The organism is Streptomyces sp. NPDC050508, assembly GCF_040655155.1.
Classification (GTDB): domain Bacteria; phylum Actinomycetota; class Actinomycetes; order Streptomycetales; family Streptomycetaceae; genus Streptomyces.
The window spans coordinates 55,489-73,325 of record NZ_JBFAJJ010000033.1 but is presented as its reverse complement, the minus strand read 5'-3'; the positions used below and the strand labels follow the sequence as shown (position 1 = coordinate 73,325).

The following is a 17,837-nucleotide window of genomic DNA, read 5'->3' as shown; positions in this document are numbered from 1 at the left end:
TTTTTTGCGTTTTTTGTGTGTTTGTTCCGGGTGGCGCGGGGGTGGTTTTTTGGGTTTTTTTTTCTTTTTGGGTGTGGGTGCACGGCTGTAATCAGGGCGCCCTTCCACGTCGTAGCGGAGAACTATGCGTCGCGCCGGTGCCGTCGTCCCGACGTGGCGTCCTGTGCCTCGCCTGCGGCCTCGGCGGCAGCCTTCCGTTCCTTCTCCGCCTGCTCCTCCGCCTCCATCTCCGCGAACACGTCGATCGGCGCGGGCGCCTTCGCGAGGAAGACCCAGGTCAGCCAGACGGCAAGCAGGAACGGCGGAATCTTCAACGCGACCAGGACCCAGCCGAGTTGGGCGGTGTTGGCCCACCAGTACAGCGGGAAGAGGATCGCGCACTTGGCGAGCAGGATCAGACCCCAGGCCCAACTGGCCTTCGCGTACGCCTTCTTGCGGCCGGGGTTACGGGTCCGCCAGGAGAGGTTCTCCTTGAAGACCGGCCCGAGGATCAGGCCGATCAGCGGGACGCCCGCGAGCGTCGTGACGATGTACGCGAGTGCGAGCCCCAACGTGTAGAGCATGCCCGGGAGATAGAAGTTCTTGGCGTTGCCCGTCATCATCGCGAAGACCACACCGAAGGCGACGCCGAAGACACCGCTGAAGGCGTGCTTGACGGTGTCCCGGGTCACCAGCCGGACCACGACCAGGACCAGCGACACGGCCAGCGCGGCGATGGCCGACCAGTGCAGGTCCTTGTTGATCGTGAAGATGGTGACGAAGAGGAGGCCGGGCAGGACCGTTTCGATCATGCCGCGCAGTCCGCCGAACGCCTCGAAGAGGGCCGCCTCGGTCACCGCCCGGACATCCTGCTCGCTGTCTTCGGCGTCCACGGTGTCCGCGGTCGGCTTGTCGAGCGACGTCACCGGCTACTCCCGTCCGAGGGGTCTCAGTTCGTATTTCGGGTTGAAGAGCACCCGGCGGCCTCTGCTCATCGAGATCCGGCCGGACGCGATCAGCTTGCGCCCCGGTTCTATGCCCACGATGGAACGCCTGCCGAGCCACACCACGTCCAGGGCGGCGGAGCCGTCGAACAACTCGGCCTCCAGGGCCGGGACTCCTGCCCGGGGGCGCAGCGTGACCGTGCGCAAGGTACCAGTAACCGTCACGATCTGTCGGTCGTGGCAGTCGCCGATCCGTACACAGCCTTCGGTCGCGGTGTCCTCACGCAGCTCCTCCGACTCCAGGTCCTCCTGCGAGGTGGAGAGCCGGTCGAGCATGCGCCGGAACCGTCCGGCCGGCTTTTCGGAACGAGGGACAGCGCTCATATCTGAAGCGTACCGGGGTCCACCGACAGTCACGTACCCACGGCCCTAGCCCTCGAACCGGTAGCCCATACCCGGCTCCGTGATGAAGTGCCGGGGATGCGCCGGGTCCGTCTCCAGCTTGCGCCGCAGCTGTGCCATGTACACGCGCAGGTAGTTCGTCTCGGTCCCGTACGACGGCCCCCACACCTCCTGGAGCAGCTGCTTCTGGCTGACCAGCCGCCCGGTGTTGCGCACCAGCACCTCCAGCAGATGCCACTCCGTGGGAGTCAGCCGTACGTCCCGCCCGTCCCGGTGGACCTTCTTGGCGGCCAGGTCGACGGTGAACTCCTCGGTCTCGACCAGGACGTCGTCCTCGCCGCCCCCGGTGGGCTCGGCCCGGCGCACGGCGGCCCGCAGCCGGGCCAGCAGCTCGTCCATGCCGAAGGGCTTGGTGACGTAGTCGTCGGCGCCCGCGTCCAGCGCCTCCACCTTCTCGTCGGAGGAGTGCCGGGCGGACAGCACCAGGATCGGCACCCGGGTCCAGCCCCGCAGCCCCCTGATCACCTCGACGCCGTCCATGTCGGGCAGCCCGAGGTCGAGGACGACGACATCGGGATGGCGGGAGGCGGCGAGGTCGAGTGCGGTCTTGCCGTCGGCCGCCGCGTCGACCTCGTACTTCCGCGCCTTGAGGTTGATCACGAGGGCCCGCACGATCTGCGGCTCATCCTCGACCACGAGGACCCTGGTCATGAGACCTGCCTTTCCGGTTGCACGTCGTGCACATCTTCTACGGCCCGGTCCGCCGGCGCGGGATCGAGCGGCGGCGCCGCGCGGAGGGTGAGGACCATGGTGAGGCCGCCGCCGGGTGTGTCCTCGGCGTTCAGGGTGCCGTTCATGGCCTCGGTGAAGCCGCGCGCGACGGCGAGACCGAGGCCGACTCCGGCGCCGCGCGGGGCGTCGCCGTGGCGCTGGAAGGGCTCGAAGATGCGCTCCTTGGCCTCGTCCGGGACTCCTGGGCCGCGGTCGACCACCCGCACCTCGACACGGTCGGCGATGGCGCTGGCGGACACCAGGACGGTTTCGTCGGCCGGGCTGTACTTGACCGCGTTCTCGACGAGGTTGGCCACCGCCCGCTCCAGCAACCCCGGGTCGACGGCCACCATGGGCAGCGTCTCCGGGATGTCCAGTTCCGCACTGCCCTCGGGCACCCCCACCAGCGCCATCGGTACGACCTCGTCGAGGTCCACCTCGCGGATGATCGGGGTGACCGTGCCGGTCTGCAGCCGGGACATGTCCAGCAGGTTGCCCACGAGATGGTCGAGCCGGTCGGCGCCGTCCTCGATGCCCTCCAGCAGCTCGGCCTGGTCCTCCTCGGACCACGCCACGTCGTCGGAACGGAGCGAGGACACGGCCGCCTTGATGCCGGCGAGCGGGGTCCGCAGATCGTGGCTCACGGCCGCCAGGAGAGCCGTACGGATGCGGTTGCCCTCGGCGAGCGCGCGGGCCTGGTCGGCCTCCTCCCGTAGACGCCTGCGATCCAGGACCACGGCGGCCTGCGCGGCGAAGGCGGCCAGGACCCGGCGGTCGGAGGCGGGCAGTACCCGGCCGGTCAGAGCGAGGGCCATGTGGTCGCCGACCGGCATGTCCACATCGCCGTCCTCGGGCCGTTCCAGAGGCGCGCCCACGCCGACCCGGCCCGCGCAGGTCCAGGGGTCCACGTCGCTCTTGCGCTCCAGCAGGGCGACCGACTCCATGCCGAAGGTCTCCCGGACCCGTTCCAGAAGCGCTTCGAGGCTGGTCTCGCCGCGCAGCACGCTGCCCGCGAGGAAGGACAGGATCTCGGACTCGGCGCGCAGTCTGGCGGCCTGCTGGGTGCGTCTCGCGGCGAGGTCCACCACGGAGGCCACCGACACGGCGACTCCGACGAAGATCGCGATGGCGACGATGTTCTTGGGGTCGGCGATGGTCAGCCGGTGCAGCGGGGGCGTGTAGTAGTAGTTCAGCAGGAACGATCCGAGGGCCGCCGAGACCAGCGCCGGCAGCAGCCCGCCGAGGAGCGCCGCAGCCACCGTCAGCGACAGGAACAGCAGCATGTCGTTGGCGAGCCCGAGATGGACGGCGTTCAGCAGCAGCGCGAGCCCCACCGGCCCGACCACCCCGACCAGCCACCCCGAGACGATCCGGGCCCGCCCGAGCCGCGCGCCCCGGGACACGGGCAGCCCGCGCCCCTTGGCGACCTCCTCGTGGGTGACGATGTGGACGTCGAGATCGGGCCCGGACTCGCGGGCGACCGTGGCACCCACCCCCGGCCCGAAAACGTACTGCCAGGTCTTGCGCCGCGAGGAGCCGAGGACGATCTGCGTGGCGTTCACCCCGCGCGCGAAGTCGAGCAGCGCCGCCGGGATGTCGTCGCCGACGACGTGGTGGAAGGTGCCGCCCAGGTCCTCGGCGAGGGTGCGCTGGAGGGCGAGTTCCTTCGGTGAGGCCGAGGTCAGGCCGTCGCTGCGGGAGATGTAGACGGCCAGCACCTCGCCGCCGGCCCCCTTCTCGGCGAGCCGCGCGGCTCGCCGTATCAGCGTCCGCCCTTCGGGGCCGCCGGTGAGCCCTACGACGATGCGCTCGCGTGAGCCCCAGATCGCCGAGACCTGGTGCTCACTGCGGTACTGCTGGAGGTACTCGTCGACCCGGTCGGCCACCCAGAGCAGCGCCAACTCCCGCAGGGCGGTGAGGTTTCCGGGCCGGAAGTAGTTCGAGAGGGCCGCGTCGACCTTGTCGGGCTTGTAGATGTTGCCGTGCGCCATGCGGCGGCGGAGCGCCTGTGGCGACATGTCGACGAGTTCGATCTGGTCCGCCCGACGGACGATCTCGTCCGGCACGGTCTCCTGCTGCCGGACCCCGGTGATCGACTCGACGACATCACCGAGGGACTCAAGGTGCTGGATGTTGACGGTCGACACGACGTCGATGCCGGCGGCGAGGAGTTCCTCGATGTCCTGCCAGCGCTTGGTGTTGCGGGAGCCCGGGATGTTGGTGTGGGCGAGTTCGTCCACCAGGGCGACGGCGGGGGCGCGGCGCAGCACCGCGTCGACGTCCATCTCGGTGAAGACGGTCCCCCGGTACGCCAGCTCCGCGCGCGGGACCTGCTCCAGACCGTGCAGCATCACCTCGGTGCGGGCCCTGCCGTGGTGCTCCACGAAGGCGACCACGCAGTCGGTGCCCCGCTCCACCCTGCGGTGGGCCTCGGACAGCATGGCGTACGTCTTGCCGACGCCCGGTGCCGCACCGAGGTAGATCCGAAGCTTGCCGCGTCCCATGGCCCCATTGTCTTCCCGTCACTGCTGTGTACGCAGCGTCGACTTTACGGCTAATAAGTCCGACAAATGGGGTGGTGAACGCGGTACGGGACGTCTTTGACGCATCCCTGATGCCCGTACGGCACCGTACGGGCATCAGGGTCCGGCGCTGTTCAGGATGTTCAGTTGGGGTTGTCGCCGTGCGTGAGGGTCTCCCAGGCCACAAAGAGGTTGTTGGTGCCGGCCGGGCGGTTGTTGAGCGTGAGCGTCTGGGTGTTGGTCATGGCGATGCCCAGCCGGTTGTGCAGGGCGTTGTAGCCGACCTCGGTGACCGGCCCGAGCCCGAGGGTCAGCGACCCGCCGCACAGCCAGCTCGGGACGGCCGTACCCAGCTGGTACTTGGCCTGGAACCCGAGCGCCTGCCGCAGCCGCTCGCCCACGTCGGTGCCGTAGAGGTCGGTGCCCTGGATCCGGCTGGTCTCGGCGACGTGCGAGATCGAGGAGAGGCCGTACCCGGTGTGCGTGAAGTCGCGGCACGTCTCCTGGGTGAGCCCGGTGACGAAGGTCGACTGGCCCTGCCAGTAACTGACGATCTTCGCAGTGGTGTTGAGGTTCTGGCTCGGCACGGTCTTCGGTACGGAACCGTCCGAGGCGAGGTAGATGTACGCGGCCGTCCGCGTCCGGAAGATCGCCATGGCCTTGTCGTACGAGGTCTTGTCCTCAAGGAAGACGGAGATGCCGACGGCGGCGTCCATCATCGTCAGCTCCCAGTTCCCGTTGGAATTGGAGCCGTTGATGATCTCGGGCAGGTACACGTTGCGCAGCATGGTCGCGAAGCGGGCCGAGTTGGTCCAGGTCCCGGTGTACGTGTACTTGATGATCTCGGCGGCCTTGGGCCAGGAGGCGCCGGCCCAGCCGGTCTGCAGGGGCGCGTTGCTGTTGGTGTGGCTGGTGATCGTGGCCGACCAGGCGTCCATGATCTCGATGGCCTTCTGGGCGTAGCGCGCGTCCTTGGTGATGTACCAGGCGAGCGCGTCGGTGTAGGCCGCTATCGCGTCCTCGCGCTCGTCGGTGCAGCCGTAGTTGGGGTTGGAGTACGGGCCGCACTCGACGACAGCTCTGGGCTTCGGGGTGCGGGTCAGGCTGGCGTAGGAGCTGGCCATCATCTGGTCGTAGGCGCCCTTCCAGGGCTGGGCGCCGGCGAGGACCTCGGTGCGGGCGAAGTCCAGCTGGCTCCTGGAGACGTCTACTCCGGGGTGGACGAAGGTGGCGGGGGCCGCCTGGGCGGTGGTGCCGGGCTGGGCGAAGAAGCCCAGGACCAGGGCGGTGACGACGGAGAGCAGGGCAGCGCGGCGCACGATGACTCCGTTCTCGTATGTGAACACAAGGCACCCTCATGAACTTGGGCGTTGAGCCGAGACCATAGGTACGGACCAATGAGCCGTCAAGAGTGCGCGCACGACGAAGGGCCGCACCCCGCAAGGGGTACGGCCCTTTTTCGTCTGTTCCGGTGTTCCGTTCCGACTAGCGGATCTCGGTGACCTCCGGTCCGCGCTGCAGCTGGCCCATGCCGCCGGAGAAGCGGGAACCCGCCTCCTCCTGCTGGACACCCTCGGGAACCATCTGGGCGTCGTTCGGCAGCTTCAGGACGATCGGGTCGCGGGGCGCCATCGGGCCCTCGCCGCGCACAACGACCGTGTCCCGGAAGATCTGCTCCAGCAGACCGGCCGCCTGCGGCTGCACCGCGCCCTGCCCGGAGATCACCCCGCGCAGGAACCAGCGCGAACCGTCCACACCGACGAACCGCACCACCTGGAAACCACCCGTGCCGTCCGGCAGTTGCACCGGAACCTGCGCACGCAGCTCCCAGCCCAGCGGCCCCTCGACCTCGTCGACGATGCCGCCCTGCTGGGTGATGCCGCTCGCGATCTCCTCGCGGACCTCACCCCAGATGCCCTCGCGCTTGGGAGCGGCGAAGGCCTGCAACTGGATGGCACTGTCCTTGAGGACCACGGTGGCGGCGACGATCGCGTCACCCGCGACCTCGACCCGCAACTCCATGCCGTCGACTCCCGGCACGAACAGACCGCCCAGGTCCACCCGGCCCTCGGCGGGGTCGCCGATCTCCGAGTCGTCCCAGGGTCCGTCGGGGCGGGGCTCCGGTTCGAGCTTCACTCGCTCGACCGCTGCTTCGTCCGCCTCAGTGTCGACGTCGTCGACGACCTGCTCGGCCTCGCTCGCCGCGTCCTCGGCGGCAGTGCCCTTCTTGCGACGTCCGAACACGTCACTGTCCTTCCCGGTCGGATACGACCGAAGCGTATCGATTCCCACCCGTAGTGCCGCCCACGGCGGCGTGACCGCCGGTGGACCCGAAGCCCCCCTCGGCCCGCGCCGAATCGGGAAGCTCCGCGACCTCCTGGAAGCGGACCCTCTCGACCTGCTGGACGACCAGCTGGGCGATCCGGTCGAAGCGCTCGAACCGTACCGACTCGTACGGGTCGAGATTCACCACGATCACCTTGATCTCCCCACGGTACCCGGCATCAACCGTCCCCGGGGCATTCACCAGGGCAACACCGCAGCGGGCGGCGAGCCCCGAACGAGGATGCACGAAGGCCGCGTACCCCTCGGGGAGCGCGACAGACACCCCCGTGGGCAGTACGGCCCGTTCACCCGGCTTCAGTTCCCGGCTCTCCGTGGTCCGCAGATCGGCTCCCGCGTCACCGGGATGCTCGTACGACGGAAGCGGTACGTCGGGGTCGACACGGCGGATCAGCACACCGAGCTCTTGACGGGGTTCACGGCTCACGGGTTCACCTCGAAGGCACGGGTACGCCGGACCTGGTCCGGGTCGTCCATGGCGGCCCGGATCTCCTGCGGGCGGCCGTTGTCGATGAAGTGGTCGACCTTCACCTCGACGAAGAGGGCGTCGGCACGCACCGCGACGGGCCCGTCGGGGCCGCCGATGCGTCCGGTGGCGGTCGAGTAGATCTTCCGCCCGGCCACGGCCGTCACCTCGGCCTCCAGGTACAGCACGGTGTCCACGGGCACGGGCCGTACGAAGTCGGTCTCCAGGCGGCCGGTCACCGCGATCGTGCGCAGCAGCCAGTTCAGCGAACCGAGGGTCTCGTCGAGGGCACTGGCGAGCACACCGCCGTGCGCGAGGCCCGGGGCGCCCTGGTGGGCGGCCCGCACGGTGAACTCGGCGGTGATGGTGACGCCTTCACCCGCCCGCGCCGCCAGGTGCAGCCCGTGAGGCTGCTCGCCGCCACACCCGAAACACTGTTCGTAATGCGCACCGAGCAGCTCACCGGGCGCGGGCGCGTCAGGGTGCCGCACAGGTTTCACCGCGTCGGCGGGAGGCTTAAGAGCTGGAGAAGTACCACTCACAGCCGCAGACCTTACCCGCGCGTCGGTACGTTCCCGACACCGTGCCAAGCTTGGCTCCATGCAGCTTTCCGCCTCCCCCTACGAAGAGCGCCTCACCGCACCCCGTTCGTGGTGGTTCATCTCGTTCCTGGTGGGCGTCTCCTTCGCCCTGATCCTGCTGCCCTTCGGCACCCTGCCGATGCTCGGCGGCCTGGTCGGCGGCACCGCGTTCGCCGCGGTCACGGCCAGCTCCTACGGCTCGCTCCGCATCCGGATCGTGGGCGACTCGCTGATCGCCGGCGAGGCGAAGATCCCGGTGACGGCCCTGGGCGAGGCGGAGATCCTGGACGCGGAGGAGGCGCGCGCCTGGCGCACCTACAAGGCCGACACCCGCGCCTTCCTGCTCCTGCGCTCCTACATCCCCACGGCGCTGCGCGTGGAGGTCACCGACCCGGCCGACCCGACGCCGTATCTGTACCTGTCGACGCGCGAGCCGGAGCGGCTGGCAGAGGCGATCAAGGCGGCCCGGGCGGCCGCCGTCTAACGCCCGAGCTCCTTGGGGATCTCGCCCATTCTGAGCGGGTCCGGCGGCGCCTCCAGGGGCGGGAGTTCGGGCAGCGCGTCCCAGGACACCTGGGCCTTGCGCAGGTCCTTGCGGATGCGTTCGGCGAGCTTCTTGGTGTCCCGGCGGTTCATGACCGCTCCGACAGCGGCGCCCACCATGAACGGCATCAGGTTCGGCAGGTCGCGGACCATGCGCTTCATGATCTGCTGGCGCAGTTCGCGCTTCATGTGGCCGTTCAGTGCCGTGCTCATGGTCGACGGCTTGGTCACGTCGATGCCGCGCTCCCCGGACCAGGAGTTCAGATACGCGGTGCTGCGCTGCCGGAGGTCGCCGGGCGGGCGGACGCCGTAGACCTCGTAGAGCTCGGCGATCAGCTTCAGTTCGATCGCGGCGACGCCGGTGATCTCGGCGGCCAGTTCGGTGGGCATCGCGGGCGGCACCGGCAGCATCGCCGCGGCACCGATTCCCGCGCCGACCGTCGACGTCGCGTTCGCCGCGCCCGCCACCAGTTTGTCGGCGAGCTGTTCGGGGCCGAGGCCCGGGAACTGCCGCCGAAGCGCCTCAAGGTCCCGTACGGGGATCCGCGGGGCGATCTCGATGATCCGGTCGGCGAGGTACGCCAGACCGGCCCTGGCCCGGCTGCCGCCCTTACGGACGCCTTCCCTGGCCTTGTCCCGGATCACCGCCACCCGTCGCTTGGCAACGGGGGCGGCTGCGGGAACATCCGCCGGCACCGGGAGGTCAGCCCGGTCGGCCGCCGGTTCGAGCGAGGCTGATCCAGGCACGGATGAGCCCCGCTCGTCGTCACGCGCGCCATGAGGACCGTCTGTCGGCCCTTCGTCCGCTCCCGGCTGGAGGGAGCGGCGCTTCCAGGGTGGGGTCGAGCCAGTCACGGCCGACCCCGCCTCAGTCGCAGTCGCGGCAGATCGGCTGGCCGTTCTTCTCGCGGGCCAGCTGGCTGCGGTGGTGCACCAGGAAGCAGCTCATGCAGGTGAACTCGTCCTGCTGCTTGGGCAGCACCCGGACGGCCAGCTCTTCGTTCGAGAGGTCCGCTCCGGGCAGTTCGAGGCCCTCGGCCGCCTCGAATTCGTCGACGTCCACTGCGGAAGTCGACTTGTCGTTCCTACGCGCCTTGAGTTCTTCAAGGCTGTCCGAGTCGACGTCGTCGTCGGTCTTGCGTGGGGTGTCGTAATCCGTTGCCATGTCGCGCTCTCCCCCTCTGGGTGTCTGCGGTGTCTCCAGCGCACGTAACGCGTGAGAGGCCGGACTTGTGCCCGACCTGAGGCGGAGATTTTGCCTCACATCAAGGTCTGTTACTCAATCGACACCCAACCGGACCCCTCAAGAGTGATCGGCTTGGATGGCGAAGGGGACCGTACACGGTCCCGATGCCGCTCTTCAAAGGCACCTCACCGTGTACTTCCCGTGATCAAGACCCTCGAAAACCCGGATTTTCCCGGCTTTCCGACAGGGTGCATGATCACGGAGAGTGGATGGCCCGAAAATCGCGCTTGTGATCGATCACACACAGGGACGCCGGAGAAGCGGCCAGAAAATTCCGCGCAAAGCGAACATCCTCGTGTGTCGGCGACATGATCTCAGATGGGCAGGGTGACTCGCATCACGAGCCCACCCCCCTCACGTGGCTGGGCCGAGATATGGCCGCCGTGTGCGCGCGCCACGGACCGCGCGATCGACAGACCGAGACCCACACCCTTGTCGCTGCCCGTTCGTTCCGTACGCAGCCGTCTGAAGGGCTCGAAGAGGTTGTCGATCTCGTACGCCGGGACCAGCGGCCCCGTGTTCGAGACGATCAGCACCGCCTGGCCGTGCTGCACCTCGGTGGTGACCTCGACCCACCCGTCCTCGGGCACGTTGTACCGCACCGCGTTCTGGACCAGGTTCAGGGCGATCCGCTCCAGCAGCACGCCGTTGCCCTGGACGACCGCGGGTTTCTGCTCGCCGCGGATCACCACGCTCTTGGCCGCCGCCTCGGCGTGCACCTGGTCGACGGCCTGCTCGGCGACCTCGGCGAGGTCCACGGGCTTGCGCTCGACGATCTGGTTGTCGCTGCGGGCCAGCAGCAGCAGCCCCTCGACGAGTTGCTCGCTGCGCTCGTTGGTTGCCAGCAGGGTCTTGCCGAGCTGTTGCAGCTCCATGGGGGCGCCCGGGTCGGACAGATGCACTTCCAGGAGCGTGCGGTTGATCGCGAGCGGTGTTCTCAGCTCGTGCGAGGCGTTGCCGACGAAGCGCTGCTGGGCGGTGAAGGCCCGCTGGAGCCGGTCCAGCATCTCGTCGAAGGTGTCCGCGAGTTCCTTCAGCTCGTCGTCCGGGCCGTCCAGCTCGATCCGGCGGGACAGGTCCGAGCCGGCCACCGCGCGGGCGGTCCGGGTGATCCGGCCGAGCGGGGACAGCACCCGGCCCGCCATCGCGTACCCGAAGGCGAAGGCGATGATCGCGAGGCCGAGCAGAGCCAGCAGCGAGCGGCTGAGCAGATCGTCCAGGGCATGCTGCCGCTGCTCGTTGACGCACTGGTTCATCGCGTTGTTCATCTCGGTCGCCGACGGCTGGGCCGGGAAGTTGCAGATCTTGCTGCTCACCGAGCCTTCGAGAAGCTTGAAGGGCAGGTCGCTGCCCACGTTCAGCGCGTGCGCGGCGAGCAGGTAGATGATCGACAGCAGCAGGATGCCGGCGATCAGGAACATGCCGCCGTACAGCAGCGTGAGCCTTATGCGGATGGTGGGACGCAGCCAGGGGAACGGTGGTTCGGGCCTTCGGGGGTCCCAGGTGGGCTTGGGGGGCGCCTGGGGCGGCGCGGGGGTCGTGGCCACAGGGGATCAGATCCGGTAGCCGGAGCCGGGGACGGTGACGATGACCGCGGGCTCGCCGAGCTTGCGGCGCAGGGTCATCACGGTGACACGCACGACGTTGGTGAACGGGTCCGTGTTCTCGTCCCACGCCTTCTCCAGGAGCTGTTCCGCGGAGACGACGGCTCCCTCGCTGCGCAGGAGCACCTCCAGGACGGCGAACTCCTTCGGCGCCAGCTGGACTTCCTTGCCGTCGCGGAACACCTCGCGGCGGTTCGGGTCGAGCTTGATGCCGGCGCGCTCCAGGACGGGGGGCAGCGGCACACTCGTCCGTCGGCCGAGGGCACGCACGCGTGCCGTCAGCTCGCTGAACGCGAAGGGCTTGGGCAGATAGTCGTCGGCGCCGATCTCCAGGCCCTCGACACGGTCGCTGACGTCGCCGGACGCCGTGAGCATCAGCACGCGGGTGGGCATGCCGAGCTCGACGATCTTGCGGCAGACGTCGTCGCCGTGCACGAGCGGGAGGTCGCGGTCGAGGACGACCACGTCGTAGTCGTTCACGCCGATGCGCTCCAGGGCGGCCGCACCGTCGTACACGACGTCGACGGCCATGGCCTCCCGGCGCAGTCCGGTGGCCACCGCATCGGCGAGCAGCTGCTCGTCCTCGACGACGAGTACGCGCACGTCGCTTGTCCTTCCTCTGTCCACCCGCGTAGCGCGCCTCGGCGCACGCGGGCAGGGTCTTCGTGGCTGTGTGACCTCCATCCTGCCCTTTTCGGCCATAAGTCGGCTGTAAGGCGGCCGGGTGCGAGATGAAGGTCGGGTGTGAGGCCCGGGAATGCGGGATTTTCTCGGTGGGTTGAGGTTTCCACGGAAGGGAGCGGGGGGAGGACGGCTTTACACCCCGCGATCACGCTCTGCACGTGGCAAGCCACCTTGTGGTACGTCCAACCGCTTCCGCAGAGCGGGCGTGGGTGTCCGGCACCGTCGCCGCCCAGCCAGGGCAGCGCTGGGCACCCCATCCGCAGACGTGATCGCCCCTTCCGAATGGCACACCCCCGTGCCAAACGACCCACGACCCAGGACGAGGGGGCGCAGCATGGACGCATTCACCGCAGGACTTCTGCAGCGCATAAGGGCGACCGAGACCGACCTGACGCGGGCTCGTGACGAGGGCGACGACTTCCTCGTCGAAGTGGAACAGGCCGAGCTCGACGACCTGCGCCGCCTCGCCGCCGACCACGGTGTGGAGGTCGGCGCGACGAGCGTCTGATCAGTGCGAACCGCAGGACAGCAGGACCCTGGCGAATCCAGCGCCGGGGTCCTGCTGCTTTGCACCTCTTTTGGTTCGGTCGCCTTCGGGGCGCCTTGAGCCGGTGTCGAGAGCCCCACCGTGCTCGGCGCTGCGCGCCTCCGCGCTCCCCCAGAGGGGGGACCCCCAGCCTCTCGACACCGGCGCGCCCCTACGGCTCCCTCTCGGCCGACGCGTGGGGACAGTGGGAGTTGGTGGGCCCTCGCCGTCGGCCTCTGCTTTCGCCGTTGGGTTTTGTGAGCGTCAGTCGTGCCAAGCCCCGAAATCCTCCAACAGCCGCTGGAGGGGCTCGAAGACGCCCGGGGTGCCCGCGATCGCCAGATCACGTGCGGGGCGTTCTCCGGGGCGTCCACCGGTCAGGGCGCCCGCCTCACGGGCGATCAGGTCGCCCGCAGCCAAGTCCCACGGGTTCAATCCCCGCTCGTAGTAGCCGTCGAGGCGCCCCGCGGCAACATCGCACAGGTCGACCGCCGCCGAGCCGCCCCGTCGGATGTCACGCAGCAACGGGATCAACTTCTGGGCCACATCGGCCTGATGAGCCCGCACCTCGGTGACGTAGTTGAACCCGGTCGACACCAACGCCTGCTCCAGCGGCGCCGCCGGGCGGCAGGCGAGCCTGCGTTCGCCCTCCCACGCGCCCGTGGCCCACGCCCCGCCGCCGAGCGCCGCGTGGAACGTCTCGCCCCGCATGGGGACCGCGACGACCCCGGCGACGGTCTCGCCGTGCAGCTCGGCCGCGATGGAGACGGACCAAGTGGGCAGTCCGTACAGGTAGTTGACCGTGCCGTCGAGCGGGTCGATGACCCAGCGGACACCGCTGGTGCCCGTGACGGAGGCGCCCTCCTCACCCAGGAAGCCGTCGTCGGGGCGCTGTTCGGAGATCAGGTCGGTGATCAGCTTCTCGGCCGCGATGTCCATCTCGGTGACGACGTCGATCGGGCTGGACTTCGTGGCGGCGACCGCGAGGTCGGCCGGGCGGCCGTCCCGCAGCAGGGCGCCGGCCTTGTGGGCGGCCTCCTGTGCGAGTGCCAGCAGTTCCTGGTGCAGGGGTTCCGGATGCAGGGGGTCGGTCACGGCGCTCCTCAGGCGTAGGGGCTGTCGGCGCCCGCGGCGGCGGGGCGGGGGGCGCGGGCCGGGCAGCAGCCCACCGGGCAGAGGTTGTGGCCGGCGCCGAGCGCGCCCAGGGCGCAGGGCGTGACCTGCTGTCCGCTCTCGACGGCGGCGCGCTCCAGGACGAGCTCGCGGATCGCGGCGGCGAAGCGCGGGTCGGCGCCCACGGTGGCCGAGCGGCGTACGGGCAGGCCCAGTTCGGCTGCCTTGGCCGTGGCCTCCGTGTCGAGGTCGTAGAGGACCTCCATGTGGTCGGAGACGAAGCCGATGGGTGCCATGACGACCGCGGGGGCGCCGGCCGCGTGGCGCTCCTCCAGGTGGTCGCAGATGTCGGGCTCCAGCCACGGGATGTGCGGGGCTCCGGAGCGGGACTGGTAGACGAGCTGCCAGGGGTGGTCGATTCCGGTGCGTTCGCGCACGGCGTCGGCGATCAGCCGGGCCACGTCCAGGTGTTCCTCGACGTACGCCCCGCCGTCTCCGTGGTCCTCGACCGGGCCGGAGCTGTCCGCGGCGGCGGTCGGGACGGAGTGGGTCGAGAAGGCGAGGTGCGCGCCGTCCCGGACGTCCTCGGGGAGGTCGGCGAGGGATTCGATGACCCCGTCGATCATCGGCTCCAGGAAGCCGGGGTGGTTGAAGTAGTGGCGCAGCTTGTCGACCTTGGGGAGGTCGAGGCCCTCGGCCTGGAGGGCGGCCAGGGAGTCGGCGAGGTTCTCCCGGTACTGGCGGCAGCCCGAGTACGAGGCGTAGGCGCTGGTGGCGAGGACGAGGATGCGGCGGCGCCCGTCGGCGACCATCTCGCGCAGGGTGTCCGTCAGGTACGGCGCCCAGTTGCGGTTGCCCCAGTAGACCGGCAGGTCCAGGCCGTGGTCCGCGAAGTCCTTGCGGAGGGCGTCCAGGAGGGCGCGGTTCTGGTCGTTGATGGGGCTGACCCCGCCGAACAGGAAGTAGTGCTGGCCCACTTCCTTGAGGCGTTCCTTGGGGATGCCTCGCCCACGCGTCACGTTCTCCAGGAACGGAACCACGTCGTCCGGGCCTTCGGGGCCGCCGAACGAGAGCAGGAGGAGGGCGTCGTAGGGAGTGGCATCGAGCGCGTCTGGCATGCCTCCGATCCTGCCACCCGCCACTGACAGCCGGGAAACGGCGGGGTGCCGGACGGGGATCGGGGCGGAGATCCAGGCGCTTCACGGGCGGGTGCATCGGGGCTCACCTGCTCGTAAGCTGTATCAGCCGCATTCGCACCTTACCGAGCCGCCACTACTCCTTCCCGACCGGAGACACCCGTGCCCAGCCCCTATCGCGCCCTCTTCGCCGCACCCGGCTCCAAGGGCTTCTCCGCCGCGGGGTTCCTCGGCCGTATGCCTCTGTCGATGATGGGCATCGGCGTGGTCACGATGATCTCCCAGATCAACGGGCGTTACGGGCTCGCGGGCGCACTGTCGGCCACCATCGCGCTGGCCGCCGCCGCGATCGGGCCGCGGATCTCGCGGTGGGTCGACCAGTACGGGCAGCGGCGGGTGCTGCGTCCGGCGACGCTCGTCGCGCTGGCCGCGGCGGCCGGGCTACTGCTGGCCGCCCGCTTCGCGTGGCCGGACTGGGTGCTGTTCGTGTGCGCCGCCGGGATCGGATCGGTGCCGAGCCTCGGTGCGATGGTCCGCGCGCGCTGGGCGGCTGTGTACCGCGGCACTCCACAGCTGCACACGGCCTACTCGTTCGAGTCCGTGGTCGACGAGGTGTGCTTCATCTTCGGGCCGATCATCTCCATCGGACTGTCCACGGTGTGGTTCCCGGAGGCCGGTCCGCTGCTGGCCGCCTGCTTCCTGGCAGTCGGCGTCTTCTGGCTGACCGCCCAGCGCGCCACCGAGCTCGAGCCGCACCCGCGCGTGCGGGGCGCCGAGGACGGCGGCTCGGCGCTGCGGGCGGCCGGTCTCCAGGTGCTGGTGGCGACGTTCGTGGCGACCGGAGCGATCTTCGGGGCGGTCGACGTGGTCACCGTCGCGTTCGCCGACGAGCGGGGCCACAAGGGCGCCGCCAGCGTGGTGCTCGCCCTGTACGCGGCGGGGTCCTGCGCGGCCGGAGTCGTGTTCGGGCTGCTGCGCTTCCGGGGAGCCCCCGAACGTCGGTGGCTGCTGGGCATATGCGCGATGGCCGTGAGTATGATCCCCCTCCTACTGGTCGGAAACTTGTCGCTTCTGGCCGTGGCGCTGTTCCTTGCGGGTCTGTCCATCGCACCCACGATGATCACGACGATGTCCCTCATAGAAGAGCACGTACCTCGCGCGAAGCTCACCGAAGGCATGACCTGGGTGAGCACCGGCCTGGCGGTCGGGGTCGCGCTCGGCTCCTCCGTCGCCGGCTGGGTGATCGACGCAGCCGGCGCGCGTGCCGGGTACGGGGTTCCGGTCGTCGCCGGGGTCGTCGCGGTCGCGGTGGGTTTCCTCGGGTACCGCCGGCTCAGCAGACCGGCACCGGGTCGGGGAGGCACCGTTGTTGAGCACCACAGCGAGCGCGAAGAACGGCACGTGGCGTAACTGGGGCGGTACGGTCGCGTCCCGGCCCGCGCGGGAGGTCACGCCCGCCTCCGTCGAGGAACTGGCCGCGGCCGTACGGAAGGCCGGTGAGGACGGTCTGACGGTGAAGGCCGTGGGCAGCGGGCACTCCTTCACGTCGATCGCCGCCACCGACGGCGTGTTGATCCGCCCTCAACTGTTGACCGGCATCCGCAACATTGATCGCGATGCCTTGACGGTCACGGTCGAGGCGGGCACCCCGCTCAAGAGACTCAACATGGCTCTCGCGCGCGAGGGTCTGTCGCTCACGAACATGGGCGACATCATGGAGCAGACGGTCTCGGGGGCGACCAGCACCGGCACGCACGGCACCGGCCGTGAGTCGGCCTCGATAGCCGCCCAGATCAAGGGACTTGAGCTGGTCACGGCGGACGGCTCGGTGCTCACCTGCTCCGCGAAGGAGAATCCGGAGGTCTTCGCGGCCGCCCGTATCGGCCTGGGCGCCCTCGGCGTCGTCACCGCGATCACCTTCGCCGTGGAGCCCGTCTTCCTGCTCACGGCCCGCGAGGAGCCGATGACCTTCGACGAGGTCACCGGACGCTTCGACGAACTCTGGGCCGAGAACGAACACTTCGAGTTCTACTGGTTCCCGCACACCGCGAGCACCAACACCAAGCGCAACAACCGCAGCGCGGGCCCGGAGCAGCCGGTGGGCAAGGTGGCCGGCTGGTTCGAGGACGAGTTCGTCTCCAACGGCCTCTGGCAGGTGGCCAACATGGTCGGCCGCGCGGCACCCGCGACCATCCCGACCATCGCCCAGATCTCCACCCGGGCCTGGTCCACGCGGACGTACACGGACATCCCTTACAAGGTCTACACATCGCCCCGGCGGGTGCGGTTCGTGGAGATGGAGTACGCCGTCCCGCGCGCGGCCCTGGTGGACACGCTGCGGGAACTCAAGGCGATGGTCGACCGTTCGGACTTCAGGATCAGCTATCCGGTGGAGGTCCGCACCGCCCCGGCGGACGACATCGCGCTGTCCACCGCCTCCGGCCGGGACAGTGCCTACATCGCCGTGCACATGTTCAAGGGCACGCCCTACCAGGCGTACTTCACCGCCGCCGAGCGCATCCTCACCGCGCACGAGGGCCGGCCGCACTGGGGCAAGGTGCACACCCGGGACGCGGAGTACTTCGCCGGGGTCTATCCGCGCTTCGGCGAGTTCACGGCGTTGCGGGATCGGCTGGATCCTGATCGCCGGTTCCAGAACGACTACTTGCGGAGGGTGCTGGGTCCGTAGCGGACGGGCTCGGCGTGGAGGTCGGCGTCGGACTGGACTCCGTACCACCGCTGTCGGACGGTGTGCCGTCGTCGGTCGAGCCGGATGACGTCTCCGGGTCGACCGACGAGCCGTCCGAGGAACCCGGCGGGGAATCGGCCGGACTCGGCTCGTCGTCACCGGACTTCGAGGACGACGAGGTGTCGTGGCCGGTGACGGCGGCGCTGACCGTGGTCCCCTTGCCGCCGCTGAAGCTGTCGCCGGACACCAGCTCGTAGACGGTGATCCCGGTCATGGTCACCCCGAAGA

General features: G+C 69.5%; 19 protein-coding genes. 5 read left to right on the top strand and 14 right to left on the bottom strand.

What is annotated here, in order from left to right:
- Positions 1 to 122 precede the first annotated feature (122 nt).
- From AB0I69_RS46930 to AB0I69_RS46895, 8 genes are all read right to left on the bottom strand, one after another.
- On the bottom strand, positions 123 to 905 hold the full coding sequence (locus AB0I69_RS46930) for a DUF3159 domain-containing protein (RefSeq protein ID WP_363101981.1): 783 nt from the start codon (positions 903 to 905) through the stop codon (positions 123 to 125).
- Between the two features lie 3 nt (positions 906 to 908).
- Positions 909 to 1,307 (bottom strand): OB-fold nucleic acid binding domain-containing protein, encoded by a 399-nt coding sequence (locus tag AB0I69_RS46925; RefSeq protein WP_262063355.1) that lies wholly within the window; start codon positions 1,305 to 1,307, stop codon positions 909 to 911.
- 45 nt (positions 1,308 to 1,352) lie between these two features.
- A complete protein-coding gene (locus AB0I69_RS46920; RefSeq protein ID WP_363101980.1) occupies positions 1,353 to 2,036 on the bottom strand; it encodes a response regulator in 684 nt (227 codons plus the stop codon).
- Positions 2,033 to 4,600 carry a sensor histidine kinase KdpD gene (locus tag AB0I69_RS46915; RefSeq protein WP_363101979.1) on the bottom strand — a complete coding sequence of 856 codons (2,568 nt, stop codon included), beginning with the start codon at positions 4,598 to 4,600 and terminating at the stop codon, positions 2,033 to 2,035. The genes AB0I69_RS46920 and AB0I69_RS46915 overlap by 4 nt, the downstream gene beginning before the upstream one ends.
- A 161-nt stretch (positions 4,601 to 4,761) precedes the next feature.
- Positions 4,762 to 5,937 carry an alginate lyase family protein gene (locus AB0I69_RS46910; protein ID WP_363101978.1) on the bottom strand — a complete coding sequence of 392 codons (1,176 nt, stop codon included), beginning with the start codon at positions 5,935 to 5,937 and terminating at the stop codon, positions 4,762 to 4,764.
- Between the two features lie 166 nt (positions 5,938 to 6,103).
- On the bottom strand, positions 6,104 to 6,862 hold the full coding sequence (locus tag AB0I69_RS46905; RefSeq protein ID WP_363101977.1) for a DUF3710 domain-containing protein: 759 nt from the start codon (positions 6,860 to 6,862) through the stop codon (positions 6,104 to 6,106).
- A gap of 1 nt (position 6,863) precedes the next feature.
- On the bottom strand, positions 6,864 to 7,388 hold the full coding sequence (gene dut, locus AB0I69_RS46900; protein ID WP_043678043.1) for a dUTP diphosphatase: 525 nt from the start codon (positions 7,386 to 7,388) through the stop codon (positions 6,864 to 6,866).
- The gene (locus AB0I69_RS46895; protein WP_363101976.1) at positions 7,385 to 7,969 is read right to left on the bottom strand and encodes a PaaI family thioesterase; all 585 of its coding nucleotides are present in this window, start codon (positions 7,967 to 7,969) and stop codon (positions 7,385 to 7,387) included. Before AB0I69_RS46895 ends, dut begins: the two co-directional genes overlap by 4 nt.
- A 58-nt stretch (positions 7,970 to 8,027) precedes the next feature.
- On the opposite strand from AB0I69_RS46895, the gene AB0I69_RS46890 reads away from it, so the two are divergent.
- Entirely contained in the window at positions 8,028 to 8,492 is a 465-nt protein-coding gene (locus tag AB0I69_RS46890; RefSeq protein ID WP_363101975.1) for a DUF3093 domain-containing protein, read from the top strand.
- Here AB0I69_RS46890 and AB0I69_RS46885 read toward each other — a convergent pair.
- From AB0I69_RS46885 to AB0I69_RS46870, 4 genes are all read right to left on the bottom strand, one after another.
- Positions 8,489 to 9,406 carry a hypothetical protein gene (locus AB0I69_RS46885; protein ID WP_363101974.1) on the bottom strand — a complete coding sequence of 306 codons (918 nt, stop codon included), beginning with the start codon at positions 9,404 to 9,406 and terminating at the stop codon, positions 8,489 to 8,491. The two genes, AB0I69_RS46890 and AB0I69_RS46885, sit on opposite strands and share 4 nt — an antisense overlap.
- A gap of 13 nt (positions 9,407 to 9,419) precedes the next feature.
- On the bottom strand, positions 9,420 to 9,716 hold the full coding sequence (locus AB0I69_RS46880) for a DUF4193 domain-containing protein (RefSeq protein ID WP_005481602.1): 297 nt from the start codon (positions 9,714 to 9,716) through the stop codon (positions 9,420 to 9,422).
- A 395-nt stretch (positions 9,717 to 10,111) separates the two neighbouring features.
- The gene (locus AB0I69_RS46875) at positions 10,112 to 11,344 is read right to left on the bottom strand and encodes a HAMP domain-containing sensor histidine kinase (RefSeq protein WP_363101973.1); all 1,233 of its coding nucleotides are present in this window, start codon (positions 11,342 to 11,344) and stop codon (positions 10,112 to 10,114) included.
- 6 nt (positions 11,345 to 11,350) lie between these two features.
- A complete protein-coding gene (locus tag AB0I69_RS46870; protein WP_103549594.1) occupies positions 11,351 to 12,004 on the bottom strand; it encodes a response regulator transcription factor in 654 nt (217 codons plus the stop codon).
- A gap of 415 nt (positions 12,005 to 12,419) precedes the next feature.
- Here AB0I69_RS46870 and AB0I69_RS46865 point away from each other — a divergent pair, with 415 nt between their 5' ends.
- A complete protein-coding gene (locus AB0I69_RS46865; protein ID WP_019061061.1) occupies positions 12,420 to 12,593 on the top strand; it encodes a hypothetical protein in 174 nt (57 codons plus the stop codon).
- Positions 12,594 to 12,875: 282 nt separating this feature from the next.
- Here the strand turns inward: AB0I69_RS46865 and AB0I69_RS46860 are convergent, their stop codons facing one another.
- Entirely contained in the window at positions 12,876 to 13,706 is an 831-nt protein-coding gene (locus AB0I69_RS46860) for an inositol monophosphatase family protein (RefSeq protein WP_363101972.1), read from the bottom strand.
- A gap of 8 nt (positions 13,707 to 13,714) precedes the next feature.
- Positions 13,715 to 14,842 carry a ferrochelatase gene (locus AB0I69_RS46855; protein WP_363101971.1) on the bottom strand — a complete coding sequence of 376 codons (1,128 nt, stop codon included), beginning with the start codon at positions 14,840 to 14,842 and terminating at the stop codon, positions 13,715 to 13,717.
- A gap of 180 nt (positions 14,843 to 15,022) precedes the next feature.
- Here AB0I69_RS46855 and AB0I69_RS46850 point away from each other — a divergent pair, with 180 nt between their 5' ends.
- From AB0I69_RS46850 to AB0I69_RS46840, 3 genes are read left to right on the top strand one after another with little or no spacing between them, the layout of a single operon-like run.
- The gene (locus AB0I69_RS46850) at positions 15,023 to 16,270 is read left to right on the top strand and encodes an MFS transporter (protein WP_363101970.1); all 1,248 of its coding nucleotides are present in this window, start codon (positions 15,023 to 15,025) and stop codon (positions 16,268 to 16,270) included.
- Positions 16,230 to 17,549, top strand: a complete 1,320-nt coding sequence (locus tag AB0I69_RS46845; RefSeq protein WP_363101969.1) for a D-arabinono-1,4-lactone oxidase — start codon at positions 16,230 to 16,232, stop codon at positions 17,547 to 17,549. Before AB0I69_RS46850 ends, AB0I69_RS46845 begins: the two co-directional genes overlap by 41 nt.
- Before the next feature lie 14 nt (positions 17,550 to 17,563).
- Positions 17,564 to 17,806 (top strand): hypothetical protein, encoded by a 243-nt coding sequence (locus tag AB0I69_RS46840; protein ID WP_363101968.1) that lies wholly within the window; start codon positions 17,564 to 17,566, stop codon positions 17,804 to 17,806.
- Positions 17,807 to 17,837 lie beyond the last annotated feature (31 nt).